Below are 17864 nucleotides of genomic sequence, written 5' to 3'. Positions count from 1 at the left end.
TTTCCTTACTCCTGTGGCGGATCTTCGCCCGTCGTCGGACCGCCAGTGGGCGGGTTGTGCGACGACGGCTTGCCGGACGGCCAGTGCGGGAGCCCGGTCGGCCAGTGCGGCTGGCTGGGTCCGCCGGTGATCGGGCCGCCGTGGTCGTTGCCGTCGTCGCCCGGGTCCGGCTGGTTGCCGTTGGTCTGCTGCGGCGGCTGCTGCCCGTCGCCCGCGTTCTGGTCGCCCTGCGCCGGCGGGGCCTGAACGCCGATCAGCGACACCTGGTCGAACTTCTCCGCCGGCTTGCCCTTGAGGTAGCCGTCGAGGAACTTCTGCCACATCGGACCCGCGATCGTCGAACCGTAGATCGGCGACGTGCCCGAACCGTGCAGCGCCTGGTCGCCGTCCGCGCCGACCCACGCGGCGACCGAGACCGACGGCGTGTAGCCGACCATCCAGGTCTGCGCGTTCGCGTTCGCCGCCCACGCGGGTTCGCCCGACCGCACCGTGTGCTGCTGCGTACCGGTCTTGCCCGCGCATTCGTGGCCGGACGGGCACTTCAGGTGCGAGAAGTCGACCACCGGACCCAGCGCCATGGTCACGTTGCCAGCGATCTGCTTGGCTTTGTCCGCGCTGCTGTCGAATGCTGGCTTGCCCGCGCTCGGCTGCGCCTCGTAGGCGACTTCCTTCTGCGCGTTGGTCACCTTCAGCACGAAGTGCCGGTCGCGCTGGACGCCGTTGGCGGCGAAGGTCGCGTACGCGCTGGCCATGTCCGCGGGCGTGATCTGGGTGTTCCCGCCGCCGAGCGCGATGTTGGCGTCCGCGGTGGAGATCAGCGACTTGCCGCCGTTGTCCTTGGTCTTCACGCCGGCTTCCTGGGCGGCCTGCCCGACCGGGCCCGGATGCGTCTGGTTCAGCACCATGTCGTAGAACACCGTGTTCGCCGACCGCTTCATCGCCTCGGCGACGGTGCACTGCCCGGAGCAGCTGGAGCTGGGACCCGCGTTGCGCACCTTGCGGCCGTCGAAGACCCGGTTGTTGCTGCCGTCGAAGGTCTCGTTGATCCCCTTGCCCATCTTGAGGAACGCGGTGAGGTCGAACGCCTTCATCGACGAACCGGGGTTCTGCGGCGTGTTCGCCCAGTCGCGAGCGCCCTGCTTCTTCCCGTTCACGTCGACCAGCGCCGGCCCGCCGTAGTACGCGAGCACCCCGCCGGTCTTCGGATCGACCGCGACCAGCGAATTGAGCAGCCGGTCGTCGGATTGGTCCTTCAGCGCGTCGGTCGCCACCTGGGTCGCGACTTCCTGGGCGTGCTTGTCGATGGTGGTCTGGACCGTGTAGCCGCCCGCGTAGTACTTGTCGTCGTCGATGCCGTGCTGCGCCAGCTCGGCCTTCACCTGCACGTTGATGAACTTGTAGGGCGCGTTCGCGTCGTCCTTCGATTCCTCGAGCGGGATGACCTGCGGGAACTGCGCCGATTGCCGCTGCTGCGCGGTGATGTACTTGTTCTCGAGCATCCGGTCGAGCGCGGTGTTCCAGCGGCCTTGGGCCACCTTCGGGTTCTCCGAACGGCCCGGCTGCTGGATCAGCCCGGCCAGCAGCGCGGCCTCCGTGTAGTCCAGCTTCGAGACGTCCTTGTGGAAGAAGGCCTGCGACGCCGCGCCGACGCCGTACGCCCCGCGCCCGAAGTAGATGATGTTCAGGTACGCGGTGATGATGTCCTGCTTCTCGTACGTCTGGTTCATCTTGAAGGACTTCGCCAGCTCGGTCCATTTGCGGGTGAGCGTCGGGGCGTCGTTGTCGGTGGCCTTCTTGATGTACTGCTGCGAGATCGTGGACCCGCCGCCCGCCTTGCCGGTGAGCTGGTTGAACGCCGCGCGCAGCAGGCCGGTGACGTCGAAGCCGGAGTTGGTCTCGAACGACGAGTCCTCGGTCGCGATCACCGCGTGTTTCACCACGTCCGGGATCTGCTGCGGGGTGAGAATCTGCCGGTTGCCGCCGGAGGGCACGTCCTTGCCCATCGGGCTGCCGTCGGCGTACAGATAGGTGACGGCCTGGTTCTGGCCCTGCGCGATGCTCTGCGGCGAGGGCACGTCGACCATGAAATAGGTGATCACGAACGCGATCGCCGGGATCACGATGAAGAGGCCGACGAACGCGTAGGCACAGCGCCGGATGATCTTCCAGCGTCTCTTTTTGCGCTGAGCGGGCGTGCGGCCCTTCTTGTCCAAGTCTTCTGGCGGATACCCGTCGTCCGGATCGAGCGGGCCCTCGTCGCGGTAGTCGGCGTCGCGGTAGTCGGCGCCCCGATAGCCCGGGTCGCGGTAGTCGTCCTCGGCGATCCGGTGGGTCATCAGCTCCGGCTCGCGCTGCGGCGGCGGGACCGGGCGGCGGCCGGGAGGCGGCGGACGGCGGCCCGGCGGCGGCGAACCGGCGGGTCCGGCCGGGCGGGTCGGACCCGCGGCGGGGCGCTGCGGACCGCGGGCCCACGGCGGCTGTCCGGGCTGGGAGGGAGGTGGTTGACGCCGCGGGTCGGGATCCCGGTCGGGCCAGGAGCGGCTGCGGTCGTCGTTCACTGCGGATCCTCTTCTCGGACACGGGCAGCCTGCGGACGCAGAAGGCCCTCTGATGACCAGACGCGGCAACCCCGGTCGAGGTTCACTCTCCTGGCCGATCCCCTTCGCGGGGGAGGGAGACCGTCGGTGAACCTACCGCACCCCCAGCCGGGCGGTACCGGCAAAAAGAGGCTCCTCTCCAGTGCGGAGAGGAGCCTCTTGACAGCGCTTTGTCGCGGATCAGCCGCTGCGTTTAGGCGGTTCGCCGTTCACGATGGGACCGCCCCCGCTGCCCGGATTGCCGCCTTCGGTGCCGCCGCCGAAGATGCCGCTCGGCCGGGTCGGGGTGGTCGTCGTCGAGGACGGCGGGTGCGACGAACTGGTCGGCGGCGCCGACGAGGACTCCGTGGTCGGAGGCGGCGCCTGCTCGCTGGACGATTCGCGCGTCGGCGGCGGGGCCGCCTTGCTCGACGTGACCACCTGGTCGGCGTCCTTGCCGATCGGGTCGACCTTGTCGAACTTCTCGCCCGGCTTGTCCTTCAGGTAGTTCGTCAGGAAGTCCTGCCAGGCCGGGCCCGCGATCGTCTTGCCGAAGATCGGCTTGCCGTTCTTGTCGTGCAGCGGCTTGTTGCCGTCGCCGCCGATCCAGACCGCGGCCGACACCGACGGCGTGTACCCGACCATCCAGGTCTGGGCGTTGCGGTCCTTGTACGAGGCCGGGTCGCTGTCCTTCGGGTCGTACTGCTGGGTACCGGTCTTGCCGGCGCACTCGTGGCCGCTCGGGCACTTCAGGTGCGATTCGGCGATGACCGGGCCGAGCGCGTCGGTCACGTTCCCGGCGATCTGCTTGCTCTTGTCCGCGTTGTCGTCGAACGCGGGTTTTCCCGGCCCGGCGGAGTCGTCGAAGATGACCTCGTCCTGGGAGTTGGTGAGCTTCGCGACGAAGTGCTGGTCGCGCCGGACGCCGCCGGAGGCGAACGACGCGTACCCCGCGGCCATGTCCTCCGGGGTGACCACGGTGGCGCCACCGCCGAGGGCGATGTTGGCGTCGCTCGTGCCGAGCTTGGCCTTGCCCTGCGGCGCGGACTGCACGCCCGCCTCCTTCGCGGCCTCCGCGACCCTGGCCGGTTTCGTCCAGTTCAGCACCATGTCGTAGAACACGGTGTTCGCCGAGACCTCCATGGCCTTCTTGACCGTGCACTGCGGACCGCAACTGGAGCTTTCGCCCGCGTTGCGGACCACCCGGCCACCGAGTTCCCGCCGGTCGGTGCCGTCGAAGGTTTCGCCGAGCCCCTTGCCCATCTTGAGCCAGGCGGTGAGGTCGTAGGCCTTCATGGACGAACCCGGGTTCTGCGGCACGTTCGCCCAGTCCGTGGCGAGCGTGTCCTTGCCCGCGTCGTTCTTCACCGTGGTCGGCCCGCCGTAATAGGCGAGCACGCCCCCGGTTCTCGGGTCGACGGCGACCAGCGCTCCCTTGAGGCTGTCGTCGGTCTGGCCGTCCATGTTGTCCTGCACGGACTGCGCGGCGAGCTTTTGCGCGTTCGGGTCGATCGTGGTGTAGATCTTCGCGCCGCTGGAGTACAGCTTGTCCTCGTCGTAGCCCTTGGCCTTGAGTTCGTCGAAGATGCGCTGCTGGATGTGGTAGTCCAGTGTTCCGGCGTCCTGCTTCTGCTGCGAGTCGCGCGGGACCAGCGTGGGGAACTGCGCGGCCTTGCGGTCGGCGGGAGAGAGCCAGTGGTTGGCCACCATCTGGTCCATCACGTAGTTCCACCGCTTCTGCATGTACGCGGTGTCGCGGTCTTTGCCCGGGCCCTGGATCATTCCGGCGAGCAGCGCCGCCTCGGAGGCGTTGAGCTGCCCGACGTCCTTGCCGAAGTACGCCTTCGAGGCGGCGGCGACGCCGTTCGCGCGGCGGCCGAAGAAGACGATGTTGAGATAGCCGGTGATGATGTCCGATTTGGACGTCTCGTTGTTCAGCTTGAACGACTTCGCCAGCTCGGTCCACTTACGGGACAGCGTGGCCTGGTCGTTTTTGGTCGCCTGCTTGATGTACTGCTGCGAGATGGTCGAACCGCCGCCGGTGCCGCCGGTCGCCTGGTTGAAGACCGACCGCAGGATCGCCATCACGTTGAATCCGGAGTTGGTCTCGAAGGTCGCGTCTTCCGCCGAGTACACCGCGTGCTTGACGACCTCGGGCACCTGGTTGGGCTGCAGCAGTTCGCGGTTGCCGCCCTCCGGGACCGAGCGGCCCATCACCGATTTGTCGCCGTAGTAGAAGGTGATCGGCTGGCTCTGCTTCGAGAGCACTTCCTGCGGCGAGGGCACGTCGACCGTGAAATAGGTGATCACGAACGCGATCGCGGGCACCACGAAGAAGAGGCCGAACATCGCGTACAGCACTCGCCGGATGATTTTCCACCGGCGTTTGCGGCGCTGCTTCGGCGTGAGATCGGCCTTGCTCTTCTTCTTGCCGTCCTCCTCGCCTTCCGGGTCGTCCTCGAAGTCCGCGTCGTCCGAGTACTGGGCGAGGCGGGTTTCCTCGTCGTACGGGTCGTCGTAGGCGTCGTCGTACCGGTCGTCGTAAGGGGCGTAGCCGTTGTGCGCGGCGTGCGTGATCAGGTCCGGCTCGCGGTCGGTCTCCGGATAGGACGACGGCGGGGGCGGCGGCGGGACCCGGCGGCCCTGCGGAGGGCGTCCGCCGGGCGGCGGCTGCCGGAAGCCCTGGGTGACGTTCCCGTTAGGGCCGCCGTCAGGGCCGGGACGGCCGCCCGGAGGCTGGCGGCGCGGCGGCGCGCCCTGTCCGTCGAGGATCTGCGACGCGCGAGTGCCCGAACCGCGATCCTGCGGTCCGGGGCCCTGTGGCGGACGGCCTTGCGGAGCGCGGTTCTGCGGCGGACGCTGCGGACGGCGCGGCTCGTCGGCCGCGGGCCACTGTGGACCGCCTTCGTCGCCGCTCGGCCACTCCGGACCGGCTTGGGCGCGCGGCGGGCGCGGGCCGCCCGCGGGAGGACGGCGGGGCGGCGCGGGGCGCCGGGGGGCGTCATCAGCGGGCCAGGCGGGACCGGGGTCCTCTTGAGGTCGCCGGGCACGGCGAGGTGCATCGGGCTCCTGGCTCGGCCAGGGGCGATTGCGGTCGTCGTTCACGAATGGGCCTCCGAAGGCGGCGCTGTCTGCACTGGAGCCGCCCCGCGTTGTGCAGCGGTTGTGGTACTCGTCACTGCCCGGCAGTCCTTCGCGGCCGGGTCGGCTGGGGTTCTCCCGTGCCGAGGACATAGGACAGGACCAGATGGTTCCAATGGCACGTCCGGCACACCTCTACGTCATAGACGGTGAACTCCCCGAAAACCCCGGCCATCCGGGTCAGTTCCGCGGGGGTGCGTGCCGATCCCGAAACGTGCTTGAGCTCGTCGCCGTACACCCACGAAACGAGGTGCAACGGCGTCCGGCGGCACATCGGACAGGCCCGGTCCTCGGGTCTGCCGTGGAACTTCGCCGCGCGGAGCAGGTACGGGCTCGCGTCGCAGACCTCGTGGTCTCCGACGCGTCCGGAGCGGACGCCGGCCAGCAGCGCACGGCGCTGCAAGGCGTAATCCACAACCTGCCGCTGGTTTCGCACGAGGACAGAGTACGGGCTCTTTCTGTGTCCGCGGTGCCCCCTGCTTTCCCGCACCCTGGGCAACCGTTCGGACACGCCGAAAGATAGATAACGCTCTGATCACGGATCATCGGGCGAGTGCTGGCAGCGGGTTATTTCCGCCACTCCGATGTATCGACGCGATATACTCGGCGAGTAGGTTGGCTGAGCCGGTTCCGTGTGGTCAACGGTGCCGGTCGCGGCGTATTCCCGGAATGGGGTGTGGTGTGCTCGAACTCGCGATCCTCGGATTGCTGCACGAGGCGCCCATGCACGGGTACGTGCTGCGCAAACGTTTGCACGAGACGCTCGGGATGTTCCGGACGTTCTCGTACGGCTCGCTGTATCCGACCTTGCGCCGGCTGCTGCGGGCCGGTTATCTCGTCGAGGAGTTCGACGAGGCGGACGACCGGGCCTGGTCCCGGCGCGGCCGCCGCGTCTACAAGCTCACCGCCGAGGGCAAGGAACGCTTCGCCGAACTGCTCGGCGACGCGGGACCGCAGACGTGGGACGACGAGGGATTCGGCGTCCACCTGGCGTTCTTCTCGCGGACACCGGCCGACGTCAGGATGCGAATCCTGGAAGGACGGCGCCGCCGCGTCGAGGAGCGGCGCGAAGGATTGCGGGACGCGCTGGCCAGGGCCGAGGAGAAGATCGACCGCTATACCCGCGAGCTGCACCGGCTGGGGCTGGAGTCGAGCGAGCGGGAGGTGCGCTGGCTCAACGAGCTGATCGCGCACGAACAAGCCGAGCAGCGCGGCCCGGAGCAGCCGGGACCGAGTTGAGCGGCGGCCGCAACGGGGCGGCAGACCTGCAGATGCACGTGAATGAGATTGAAGGAGAAACCGGCATGGGCGAGAACCGCCGCGTTCGGGTGGCCATCGTGGGCGTCGGGAACTGCGCCTCGTCGCTGGTCCAGGGCGTCCAGTACTACCGCGACGCGGATCCCGGTGCGCGCGTCCCCGGTTTGATGCACGTCCAGTTCGGCGACTACCACGTGCGCGACATCGAGTTCGTCGCCGCGTTCGACGTCGACGCGAAGAAGGTCGGCCGGGACCTCTCGGAGGCGATCTCCGCCAGCGAGAACAACACGATCAAGATCGCCGACGTGCCGCCGCTCGGCGTCACTGTCCAGCGCGGGCACACTTTCGACGGCCTCGGCCGGTTCTACCGCGAGACGATCGAGGAGTCCGACGAGACTCCGGTCGACATGGTCGCCGCGCTGCGCGACGCGCAGGTCGACGTGCTCGTCTCCTACCTTCCCGTCGGGTCCGAAGAGGCCGACAAGTTCTACGCGCAGGCCGCGATCGACGCGAAGGTCGCGTTCGTCAACGCGCTCCCGGTGTTCATCGCTTCCGACCCCGAGTGGGCGAAGAAGTTCGAGGACGCGGGCGTCCCGATCGTCGGCGACGACATCAAGTCCCAGGTCGGCGCCACCATCACGCACCGCGTGCTGGCGAAGCTGTTCGAGGACCGCGGCGTGCAGCTCGACCGCACGATGCAGCTCAACGTGGGCGGGAACATGGACTTCCTGAACATGAAGGAGCTGGAGCGGCTCGAGTCGAAGAAGATCTCGAAGACCCAGTCGGTCACCTCGCAGGTCGACCGCGAGCTCGGCAAGGGCAATGTCCACATCGGACCGTCGGACTACGTGCAGTGGCTCGACGACCGCAAGTGGGCCTACGTCCGCCTCGAGGGCCGCGCGTTCGGCGACGTGCCGCTGAACCTCGAGTACAAGCTCGAGGTGTGGGACTCCCCCAACTCGGCGGGCATCATCATCGACGCGGTGCGCGCGGCGAAGATCGCCAAGGACCGCGGCATCGGCGGCCCGATCCTGTCCGCGTCGTCCTACTTCATGAAGTCGCCGCCGGAGCAGTACGACGACTCGACCGCCCGCGACTCGGTCGACGCTTTCATCCGCGGCGAACTGGAGCGCTGAGCCCCGTCTGACCGTCCGTGAAGGACTCCTTGAGGGAATCAGATTCCCTCAAGGAGTCCTTCACGGCGTTAGCGCAGGTCGGCGGTCACCAGTTCGGTTTTCGTCATCATGTCGCCGAATGGTTCGGCCAGCTGTTTTCCGTACCGGACGGCGAGATCGCCCGCGCGCTCGACCGTCGTCCGCCAGCCTGCTCCGGCGAGCCATTCGACCGGGTTCCGGCGCGGTTCGGTCGAGAGCACGTCGTTCACGTCGAGGCCGAGCCGCGCTCCGGCGTCCGAACTCCGGATGGTGTCGAGGATTTCGGTTCCGCCGAGGTCGGGAATGTGCTCGATCCCGATCCGGCTGCCCGGCGCGCTCCGGGCGTGCACGAGGTCGAACAGCAGTTCTTCCGCCCGCGCGGGCAGATACGGCAGCAGCCCCTCGGCGATCCACACCGACGGCCGGGTGCGGTCGAACCCGGCGTTTTCCAACGCGCTCGGCCAGTCCTCGCGCAGGTCGGCCCCGATCGCGTGGCGGCGGCAGCGCGGAGCCGCGCCCAGCCCGTCGAGCACGTCCTGTTTGAACGCGAGCACCCGCGGCTGGTCCACTTCGTAGACGTCGCGGCCGGACAGGTCGAGCCGGTAGGCGCGGGCGTCGAGTCCGGCGGCGAGGATCACCACCTGCGGCGCGTCCGTGCCGGTGACCACCTCGTCGAAGAACCGGGACCGCACCGCGAGGTAGTCGGCCATCGCCATCCAGAGCGGGTCGTCGACGGGTTCGATCGGCATCGGCCGCGGCGGGTTCGCGGCGCGCACGAACTCCGCCGCGTACGGATCCTGGATCAGCGGATCCGGTGCTCCGGTCGCGATCGCCCGGCCCGCCGCGACCCCGAGCGCGGTCAATCCGACGCTGCTGACGATGTCCCAATCCTGTTCCGGTGCAGCCATTTCCACCCCTTTGCGCCGATCTTGTTGGCAGGCGTTCAGGATGGCACTGTGCGACCGGGCGGATACCGGCAGCGACCGATTTGGGGTTATTTGGCGCTGTGGGCTGTGTCACTCACTGAGCGCGGCGGGCAGTGCGGCCAGATTCGGCAGCACCGTGGCGTCGCGCAGCGCCTCCGGGTCCGGCGGGAAGTGCGGGTTCGGCACCGCGAATACCGTCATGTCCGCCGCGAACGCCGCGAGCAGGCCGTTCGTCGAGTCCTCCACGGCAGCGCACCGCGAAGCTTCGACGTTCAGCAGCATCGCCGCGCGCAGGTAGACGTCCGGTTCCGGCTTGCCCGCGGCCACTTCCTCGCTCGACACCGCCACCGGGACCAGCGATGTCAGGTCGCACGCGGTCAGGAACGAGTGGATCAGCACCGGCGGCGACGAGCTGGCGATCGCGACCGGCCAGTGCCGGGAGATCTCGCGGACGACCTGGTCGGCGCCGTCGATCACCGGCGGGCGGTCGGCGTAGCGGGCGGCCATCTCGTCGATCACGATCCGGGCGATCTCGTCCGGGGTGAGCCGCGCGCCCAGGGTTTCCACCAGGTAGCGCGCCCATTCCGGCGTGCTCATCCCCTGTTGCGCGCGCGTCGCCTCCGGCCGCCAGGTCCCGCCGTGCTCGGCTACTACGGAGCGGCGCACCTCGTCCCACGTCGTCTCGGAGTCCACCAGTACGCCGTCGAGGTCGAAGATCACCGCATCCACCGGACCAGCCTAGGGGTCCTGGCCTGGACCACCTTGTGAGCCGAATTACTTCGCTACCCTAACTAATTTTTGTTAGCCTAGCTAAGTGACTTCCTCGAGGGGCGATCTGGCCCGGCGGCTGCGGCCGGTGGTGTTCCGGCTCTACTACCTGGTGCGCCGCGAATCCGCGCAGCTGCTGACCCTGACCCAGGGGTCGGTGCTGTCGGAGCTGGTCGGCCGGGGGCCGAGCCGGATGAGCCGGCTGTCCCGCCTCGAACGCGTGCGGATGCCGTCGATGACCGACGTCGTCCGCAGGCTCGAGCGGCTCGGCATGGTGACCCGCCGTCCCGACCCGGAGGACGGGCGCGCCGTGCTCGTGGAGGCCACGCCGGAAGGCGAGCGGTTCTACGCCGAGATGATCGCCGGCCGGGAGGCGGAGCTGCGGGCGCGGCTCGACCGTCTCGACCCGGCCGAGCGCGCCGCCATCGACGCCGCGCTTCCCGCGCTCACCAAGCTGATCGCCGACTTCCACCGTGACGACCCCGCCGCGGAACTCGCCGTAACGTCCGAAGGAGGAACTGATCCGCGATGAGCGCTGAGCACCACTCGAGCCTGCTGGACGCGGTCAAGGGCCAGCCCAAACAGGTGTGGATCACCGCGTTCGCCGCGGTCATCGCGTTCATGGGCATCGGCCTCGTCGACCCGATCCTGCTGTCCATCGCCAAGGGCCTGAACGCCTCGCCGTCCCAGGTCACGCTGCTGTTCACGTCGTATCTCGGCGTGCAGGTGATCGCGATGCTCTTCACCGGCGCGATGTCCGCGCGGTTCGGAGCCAAGCGGACCGTGCTGGTCGGGCTGACGCTGATCGTCGCCGCGACCGCGCTGTGCGCCGCGGCCGGTTCGATCGAACAGCTCGTCGGCCTGCGCGCGGTGTGGGGGCTTGGCAACGCCTTCTTCATCGCCACCGCGCTGTCGGTGATCGTCGGCGCGGCGACCGGTGGCCAATCCGGCGCGATCCTGCTCTACGAGGCCGCGCTGGGGGTTGGGCTCGCCGTCGGTCCGCTGCTCGGCGCGCTGCTGGGCACGATCTCGTGGCGCGGTCCGTTCCTCGGCACCGCCGTGCTGATGATCGCCGCGCTGGTGCTGTGCTCGATCTTCCTGCAGAGCGACTCGGCCGAGAAACGCCAACCGATCAAGCTGCTCGACCCGATCCGCGCGCTCAAGCACCCCGGTCTGCTGCGGACGTCGATCGCCTCGGCGCTCTACACCGCCGCGTTCTTCGCGGTGCTCGCCTGGTCCCCGTTCGTGCTCGGCTGGAACGCCATCGCCGTCGGCCTGATCTTCTGCGGCTGGGGCCTGTGCGTCGCGATCGCCGGCGTGGTGCTCGCGCCGAAGATGGCCGCCCGCTTCGGCGAACGGCACGCGGCCGCGCTGGCGGTGACCGGCTACACCGTGCTGATGCTGGTGCTGGCCATCCCGAGCAAGCCGGTGGTGGTCGTCGGGATCATCGTGTCCGGTCTGGTTTCCGGACTGCTGAACACGCTGTTCACCGGTACCGCGATGTCGATCAGCGACGCGCCGCGGCCGGTCGCGAGCGCCGGGTACAACTTCTGCCGCTGGTTCGGCGGCGCGGTCGCGGCCACGCTCGTCGGCCACATCGCCGAGTGGATGGGCTGGGAGCAGGGTCCGTTCCTGGTCGCCGCCGTGCTCTGCGTGATCGCCGCCGTCCTGCTGTCGCAGCGGGAGAAGAAGGCCGACCCGCACACCGTGCCGAAGGAGGCCGCGCTCGTCGGCGACGAGGAGTTCTGAGCCGCTCCGCGACACTCGGCGATCGCCCCCGGACTGTCTGTTCGGGGGCGATCGCCGTCTTTCGCCGAATACATCCGCCGTTAACCTTTTAGTCCGTTTCAGGGGGTTTTCGCCGCATACGGTCGCCGGGTTCCCACCGAGAAGCGACCCTGGAGGCCCCGTGTCCCTGGAGCCCGGACGACTGCTGCCCTTGTTCACCGCGCATTCCGGCGGACGGTCACCGATCACCTGCGAGTACCGCTGCGGCAACGCCTGCGCGCACGAGGCCCCGAACCCGACCGGCAACGAGTACTTCGGCGACATCGCCAAGGGCGTTTCGCGGCGAGGCGTGTTCAAGGCCGGTGCGGTGATGGCCGCGGCTGCGGGCGGGTTCGCCGCGCTGTCCGGCACTGCTGCGGCGGCCACCCCGGCCCAGGCCCCGGCTCCGCTGGCGAAGGGCCGCGCGGTGCCCGGCACGGACTTCACGCCGGTGCCGCCGAACAAACTCGACGTCGTCAGCATCCCCGACGGCTACGCCCAGCACGTGGTGATCCGCTGGGGCGACCCGGTGGTCCCCGGCGCGCCGAAGTTCGATTTCCGCAAGCAGACCGCGGCCGCGCAGGCCAAGCAGTTCGGCTACAACAACGACTTCGTCGGCCTGATCCCGCAGGATCCGCTCGGCCTGCGCAATCTGCTGGTGGTCAACCACGAGTACACCACCGAGGTGCACCTGTTCCCGGCCGACCAGTACGACCCGGCCAATCCCACCGAAGAACAGGTGAAGATCGCCTGGGCGGCACACGGATTGTCGGTGCTGCAGACGCTTCGCGACCCCATCGGCGGCGCGCTGCGCACCGTGCCGAGCCCGCTGAACCGGCGGATCACCCTCGACACGATCTTCGAGGTGCGCGGTCCGGCGGCCGGTTCGAAGTACCTCAAGACGTCAGCCGACCCGTCCGGCAAGCGCGTGCGCGGCACGCAGAACAACTGCTCCGGCGGTGTGACGCCGTGGGGCACGGTGCTGTCCGGCGAAGAGAACTTCCACCAGTACTTCGCCCACGCGGACAAGGTTTCCGATCCGGCGGAGGCCGCGCGGCTCAAGCGGTACGCGGTCGGCACGGGCGAGAGCACGCGCAAGTGGGAGCGGTTCGACAAGCGCTGGGACGTCTCCCGGGAACCCAACGAGCCCAACCGGTTCGGCTGGGTCGTGGAAATCGACCCGAACGACCCGCATTCGACGCCGGTGAAGCACACCGCGCTCGGCCGGTTCAAGCACGAGGCGGCGAACGTCAAGATCACCGCGGACGGCCGGGTCGCGGTGTACTCCGGCGACGACGAGCGGTTCGAGTACATCTACAAGTTCGTCTCGAAGGGCAAGTACAAGAAGGGCGGTTCCGCGCTTGCCCGGCGGCACAACTCGGCGCTGCTGGACGACGGAACCCTCTACGTCGCCAAGTTCTCCGGCAACAGCCCCGGCGAGATCGACGGCTCCGGCAAGCTGCCCGCCGACGGCGAGTTCGACGGGACCGGCGAGTGGATTCCCCTCGCCAGCGGCGACAAGTCCTTTGTGGACGGATTCACCGCGGAGGAGGTCTACGTGTTCACCCGCCAGGCCGCCGACCGCGCCGGGGCGACCAAAATGGACCGTCCGGAGGACATCGAGCCGAACCCGGTCAACGGCCGGATCTACGCCGCGCTCACCAACAACTCCGACCGCGGCGCCGCGGGCAAGGCGGCCCCGGACGAGGCGAACCCGCGCACCCGCAACAAAAACGGGCACATCCTCGAATGGGACGAGGACCGCGGCGACAGCGCCGCGACCCGGTTCTCCTGGCGATTGCTGCTCGTCTGCGGCGACCCGGCCACGGCCGACACCTACTTCGGCGGGTTCCCGAAGGACCAGGTCAGCCCGATCTCGTGCCCGGACAACGTGGCTTTCGACCCGCACGGCAACCTGTGGATCTCGACCGACGGCAACACCCTCGGCGCGAACGACGGCCTCTTCTCGGTTCCGGTGACCGGCCCCGAGCGCGGGCACGTGAAGCAGTTCCTGTCCGTGCCGGTCGGCGCCGAGACGTGCGGTCCGGTCGTCACCGAAAACCTCGTGCTCGTCGCGGTGCAGCATCCGGGCGAGGACGCGCCGAGTTCGGCGAACCCGACCTCGCACTGGCCGGACGGCGGCAGCTCCCAGCCGCGGCCGGCGATCGTGTCCGTGTGGAAGAAGGGGGCCTTCGGACTGCCCGGCCGGATCGGCCGCAAGTAACACTTTGGGGTGTTTCTCACCGCCGATCGGCCTTCCTGGGTCTAGCTTCACCGCGTGAGGCGGGCAAGGAAAGTCGCGATCGGACGTACGGCGGGCGCGGCGGCGGGCACTGCGATGCTGGTCGGCGCGCTCGCCGTCGTCACTCCCGGGTCGGCTCCCGCCGAGGGGGCCCCGGATTGCGGCGGCATCGCGGCCAATCCGAGCGTGGAGGACGCCGGTTCGCCCGGCGGGCCGCCGCGGGGGTACCTGTTCAGCCCCGCCGCACCGATTCCGCGCAGCACCCCGGCCGACCGGGTGCCGAAGCTGGTCACCAGCACCGCGCACGCGGTCGACGGGCACGTCAACGCCCAGATCCAGACGCCGGACGGCCGGGTCAGCTCGGCCGTCCAGCAGGTGAAAGCGGTGCCCGGCGGGCAATATTCGCTGTCGGTGTGGACGGGCACGGCGCAATCCGGCCTCGGTTCGCACGCGAGCGCGACCACCGGGCTGCGCTTCGCCGACAGCGCCGGCCGGGTGCTGGTGGAGAAACCGCTCGCGGTCACGCACGACATCGCGTCCGACGGCAAGCTCGCGCAGCAGGAGGTGCCGCCGGTCACCGCGCCGGACGACACCGCGGCGGTCTCGTTCTTCGCCAGCACCAACCACAACTGGGTGCTGTGGGATTGCGTGCACGTGGGTCTCGCCGCGTTCACGGTGAAGATGGAGGTGCGGAATCCGGCGGACGGAACGTGGGGCCCGTCGGCTGCCATCCCGGCCGGCGATGCCGCGCACTTCCGCATCTCCGTCTCCAACACCGGTTCCCAGCCGCTCACCGGGTTGCTGGTGAAGGACCCGTGGTGCGCCGGCCTTCCCGGCGCGTTCGATCTCGCCGCCAGCGCGGCACGCGAACTCACCTGCGATCACCCGAATCTGACCGAGGACGACAACGGCCACGTCAACACCGCGAAGGTCACCGCCACCGCTCCGGGCGGGCCGCTCGCCGAGCAGAAGGCGACCGCGACGGTCACCGTCACGCCGCAGCCGGCGGTCGGCAAGATCGGCGACCGCGCGTGGAAAGACCTGAACCGCAACGGCATGCAGGACGACGACGAGCCCGGCTTCCCGGACCTGCCGGTGACGCTCAAGGACGGCGCGGGCGGCACAGTCGCCACCACGCGCACGAACGCCGACGGCAGTTATCTGTTCGATCAGCGCAAGGACGGCACCTACCAGGTGTGCTTCGACGTCTCGCAGTTGCCGGACGGCCTCACCGTGACCCAGCGCGGCGCGGGCGCACCGGGCCTGGACTCGGCTGTCGACCCGGCGACCGGCTGCACCTCGCCGTTCACCCTCGGCGGCAAGGACCGCGAGCGGATGGACCTGGACATCGGCCTGGCTCCGCCCGCTCCGACTGTCCCGCCCTCACCCACCGCCTCCGCCGCGCCCGCCCGCTAGCGGTCTGTGAAGGACTCCTTGAGGGAATCTGATTCCTTCAAGGAGTCCTTCACGGACATTCGCGGCGACCACTGAGCGTCACGTCCGGCCGGATGCGAGACTGTGGCTGCACACCACGTCTCGGGGAGGTCTGGACCAATCATGACCGCGGCCGCCGGCGCGCCGCCGGACGACCCGACCCCGTGGTACCGCCGGCCGATGACCTGGACGTGGGCCGCCACCGGAGCGGTCCTCGTGCTGTACACGGTGCTGGCCTGGCAGCGCCGGTGGATGAGCGACGACGGGTTGCTCGTGCTCCGCACCGTCCGGCAGATCCTCGCCGGGAACGGGCCGGTGTTCAACGTCGACGAGCGCGTCGAGGCGAGCACGAGTCCGTTGTGGACCTGGCTTCTCGCCGGAGTCGGCACGATCCCCGGCCCGCCGCTGGAATGGGTCGCGGTGAGTACCGGCCTGCTGTGCGCGGTCGGCGGCCTGTTTTTCGGCCTGGACGGCGCCCGTCGCCTCTACTCCGGACCGGTCGCCCCCGCCGGCGCGCTGATCGTGTGCGCGCTCCCGCCGTTCCGGGACTTCGCCACCTCCGGGCTCGAAACCGGCCTGGTGTTCCTGTGGCTAGGACTGAGTTGGTGGCTGCTGGTACGCGGCAAGACGCCCATCGCCACCTCGATCGTGCTCGGACTGGGCCCGCTCGTCCGTCCGGATCTGGCGCTGTTCAGCGTGATCGGCTTCATCGCACTCGTCCTGCTGCTCCGCCCGCGGTGGCTTGCCGCACTGGGCTGGCTCGGTGCGGGCATCGCGATCCCGTTGGCCTATCAGGCATTCCGGATGGGCTACTACGGTCTCCTCACGCCGAACACCGCGCTCGCCAAGGAAGCGGCCAACAGCGACTGGCCGCGCGGCTTCGCGTACCTGACTGACCTGATCAGCCCGTACGTCCTGTGGATTCCGTTGCTGCTGCTCGTGATCGCCGCGATCCTGACGCGCCGGTCGCGGATCTTGCTGCTGACTCCGTTGGCGGGCGCGCTTTTGCTCGCCCTGTACGTCGTGCGCGTCGGCGGCGATTTCATGCACGGCCGGATGCTGCTGCCCGCGTTGTTCGTGCTGCTGCTTCCGGTGATGGCGATCCCGTTGACCCAGAAGACAATCGCGCTCGCCGCCGGGGTCGCCGCATGGGCGGTAGTCGCGGGCGGCTGGCTGCGAGTGCCGTACGAGAACGCGCATCAGGCGGTGAGCGTCACCGACGAGCGCGGGTACTGGTCGTGGGCGACCGGCCACGAACACCCGGTGCTGGCAACGGATTACCTAGGCCAGGACGTCACCCGTCGTGCGGTCGAAGCGGTGGAAGGGACGAAGCAGCCAGCGGTGGTCGTCTACAGCTACGGCGACGTGAAGAAGTGGTTCCGCTTCCCGACCACCCGGCCGTACGTGACCATGGCGGCCGACAGCATGGGCGCGATCAGCAACGTCGTGTCCCCGGACGTCCGCATCCACGACGGCTACGGCCTGGCGAGCGATCTCGCCGCGCACTCGTCGGCCATCCCGAACGGCCGCCCCGGGCACTCGAAATGGCTGGTCGGGGCATGGGAGGTCGCCGAGGCCGGATACGGCGACTACGCCACCGACGGCGAGATCCGGATGTTCCAGCCCACCGAGATCGACGCCGCCCGCCAGGCGCTGCGCTGCCCCGACGTCCGGGAGGTGCTCGCTTCGACCCGCGAGCCGCTCACCTGGAGTCGGTTTATCGACAATTTCACCGGCGCACCGCACCGGACGGAAATCCGCTTTGCCCGCGACCCGCTGGCCGCGGCCTCCTGTGCCCCGGCGAAGTGATCGACGACTCCCCGAACTGGCGAATCAGCCGCGGACGCCTACCGTGGCCGGTATGACCGACCTCCCGCTCGCCCTGATCACCGGTGCCTCCCGGGGCATCGGCGCGGCCATCGCGCACCAGCTGTCCCCGACGCACCGCCTCCTCCTGGGCGGTCGCGACACCGACGCCCTCGCGAAGGTGGCCGAGGAACTCCCCGGTGCCGAGCCCTGGCAGGTCGACCTCACCGATGCCGCGTCGTTGGAAGCCGCCGCCAGCAAGATCGACCGCCTGGACGTGCTGGTCCACTCCGCGGGAGTCGGCAAAATCGGCACCGTCGCCGACTCTCCGGCCTCCGTCTGGCGCACGAACCTCGAGGTCAACGTCGTCGCCGTCGCCGAACTGACCCGCCTGCTGCTCCCCGCACTCCGCAACGCGAACGGCCACGTGGTCGTGATCAACTCCGGTGCCGGTTACACCGCTCGTCCGGGCTGGGGTCCTTACGCCGCAAGCAAGTTCGCGGTTCGCGCCTTCACTGACTCACTTCGAGCGGAAGAACCAGACCTGCGCGTGACGTCGATCTTCCCCGGCCGCACTGACACCGACATGCAACGCGAGGCCCGCGCCCAAGAGGGCGGCGACTACGAAGCCGACAAGTACCTGCGCCCGGATTCCGTGGCGACGGCCGTGGTCACCGCCGTGACCGCCACCCCGGAAGCCCACTTCACCGAAATCCAGGTCCGCCCCCGCTGAGGTACGTGAGGGGAACCCTGACGGACTCTGATTCCCTCAGGGTTCCCCTCACGGACAGCG

13 protein-coding genes are annotated in these 17864 nt (G+C 69.2%); 8 read left to right on the top strand and 5 right to left on the bottom strand.

All coding sequences use genetic code 11. The annotated features are described in order from the left end of the window. Positions 1-5 precede the first annotated feature (5 nt). From ABZX37_RS04065 to ABZX37_RS04055, 3 genes are all read right to left on the bottom strand, one after another. The gene (locus ABZX37_RS04065; RefSeq protein WP_354735778.1) at positions 6-2558 is read right to left on the bottom strand and encodes a transglycosylase domain-containing protein; all 2553 of its coding nucleotides are present in this window, start codon (positions 2556-2558) and stop codon (positions 6-8) included. A gap of 219 nt (positions 2559-2777) precedes the next feature. Next, the gene (locus tag ABZX37_RS04060) at positions 2778-5681 is read right to left on the bottom strand and encodes a transglycosylase domain-containing protein (protein WP_354735776.1); all 2904 of its coding nucleotides are present in this window, start codon (positions 5679-5681) and stop codon (positions 2778-2780) included. Positions 5682-5751: 70 nt separating this feature from the next. Continuing rightward, entirely contained in the window at positions 5752-6153 is a 402-nt protein-coding gene (locus tag ABZX37_RS04055; protein WP_354735774.1) for a DUF5318 domain-containing protein, read from the bottom strand. A gap of 245 nt (positions 6154-6398) precedes the next feature. On the opposite strand from ABZX37_RS04055, the gene ABZX37_RS04050 reads away from it, so the two are divergent. Both ABZX37_RS04050 and ABZX37_RS04045 read left to right on the top strand, forming a co-directional pair. Beyond that, positions 6399-6956, top strand: coding sequence for a PadR family transcriptional regulator (locus tag ABZX37_RS04050; protein ID WP_037716279.1), 558 nt, complete (start codon positions 6399-6401; stop codon positions 6954-6956). A gap of 65 nt (positions 6957-7021) precedes the next feature. Next, positions 7022-8110, top strand: coding sequence for an inositol-3-phosphate synthase (locus ABZX37_RS04045; protein ID WP_354735772.1), 1089 nt, complete (start codon positions 7022-7024; stop codon positions 8108-8110). A gap of 68 nt (positions 8111-8178) precedes the next feature. Here ABZX37_RS04045 and ABZX37_RS04040 read toward each other — a convergent pair whose 3' ends face one another. Continuing rightward, positions 8179-9036 carry an SAM-dependent methyltransferase gene (locus ABZX37_RS04040; RefSeq protein WP_354735770.1) on the bottom strand — a complete coding sequence of 286 codons (858 nt, stop codon included), beginning with the start codon at positions 9034-9036 and terminating at the stop codon, positions 8179-8181. 108 nt (positions 9037-9144) lie between these two features. Further along, positions 9145-9783: an HAD family phosphatase gene (locus tag ABZX37_RS04035; protein WP_354735768.1), complete on the bottom strand. Its 639-nt coding sequence runs from the start codon at positions 9781-9783 to the stop codon at positions 9145-9147. A gap of 85 nt (positions 9784-9868) precedes the next feature. On the opposite strand from ABZX37_RS04035, the gene ABZX37_RS04030 reads away from it, so the two are divergent. The 6 genes from ABZX37_RS04030 (at position 9869) to ABZX37_RS04005 (ending at position 17804) form a co-directional block, all read left to right on the top strand. After that, on the top strand, positions 9869-10354 hold the full coding sequence (locus ABZX37_RS04030; protein ID WP_354735766.1) for a MarR family transcriptional regulator: 486 nt from the start codon (positions 9869-9871) through the stop codon (positions 10352-10354). Beyond that, positions 10351-11571: an MFS transporter gene (locus tag ABZX37_RS04025; protein ID WP_354735764.1), complete on the top strand. Its 1221-nt coding sequence runs from the start codon at positions 10351-10353 to the stop codon at positions 11569-11571. Before ABZX37_RS04030 ends, ABZX37_RS04025 begins: the two co-directional genes overlap by 4 nt. 160 nt (positions 11572-11731) lie before the next feature. After that, positions 11732-13813 carry a PhoX family phosphatase gene (locus tag ABZX37_RS04020; protein WP_354735763.1) on the top strand — a complete coding sequence of 694 codons (2082 nt, stop codon included), beginning with the start codon at positions 11732-11734 and terminating at the stop codon, positions 13811-13813. Positions 13814-13867: 54 nt separating this feature from the next. Next, a complete protein-coding gene (locus ABZX37_RS04015; RefSeq protein ID WP_354735761.1) occupies positions 13868-15247 on the top strand; it encodes an SdrD B-like domain-containing protein in 1380 nt (459 codons plus the stop codon). Between the two features lie 141 nt (positions 15248-15388). After that, on the top strand, positions 15389-17074 hold the full coding sequence (locus ABZX37_RS04010) for a hypothetical protein (RefSeq protein WP_354735759.1): 1686 nt from the start codon (positions 15389-15391) through the stop codon (positions 17072-17074). A 52-nt stretch (positions 17075-17126) separates the two neighbouring features. Then, the gene (locus tag ABZX37_RS04005; RefSeq protein ID WP_354735758.1) at positions 17127-17804 is read left to right on the top strand and encodes an SDR family oxidoreductase; all 678 of its coding nucleotides are present in this window, start codon (positions 17127-17129) and stop codon (positions 17802-17804) included. Positions 17805-17864 lie beyond the last annotated feature (60 nt).

The organism is Amycolatopsis sp. NPDC004079, assembly GCF_040610415.1.
Taxonomy (GTDB): Bacteria; Actinomycetota; Actinomycetes; order Mycobacteriales; family Pseudonocardiaceae; genus Amycolatopsis; species Amycolatopsis halotolerans.
Note: the sequence above shows the minus strand (reverse complement) of the source record. Positions and strands in the feature narration are given on the sequence as shown.

Bases quoted from the DNA above. Each gene is read 5' to 3' on its own strand.
- ABZX37_RS04005 (WP_354735758.1), top strand. From the start codon at position 17,127: ATGACCGACCTCCCGCTCGCCCTGATCACCGGTGCCTCCCGGGGCATC.
- ABZX37_RS04025 (WP_354735764.1), top strand. From the start codon at position 10,351: ATGAGCGCTGAGCACCACTCGAGCCTGCTGGACGCGGTCAAGGGCCAG.
- ABZX37_RS04045 (WP_354735772.1), top strand. From the start codon at position 7,022: ATGGGCGAGAACCGCCGCGTTCGGGTGGCCATCGTGGGCGTCGGGAAC.
- ABZX37_RS04010 (WP_354735759.1), top strand. From the start codon at position 15,389: ATGACCGCGGCCGCCGGCGCGCCGCCGGACGACCCGACCCCGTGGTAC.
- ABZX37_RS04040 (WP_354735770.1), bottom strand. From the start codon at position 9,036: ATGGCTGCACCGGAACAGGATTGGGACATCGTCAGCAGCGTCGGATTG.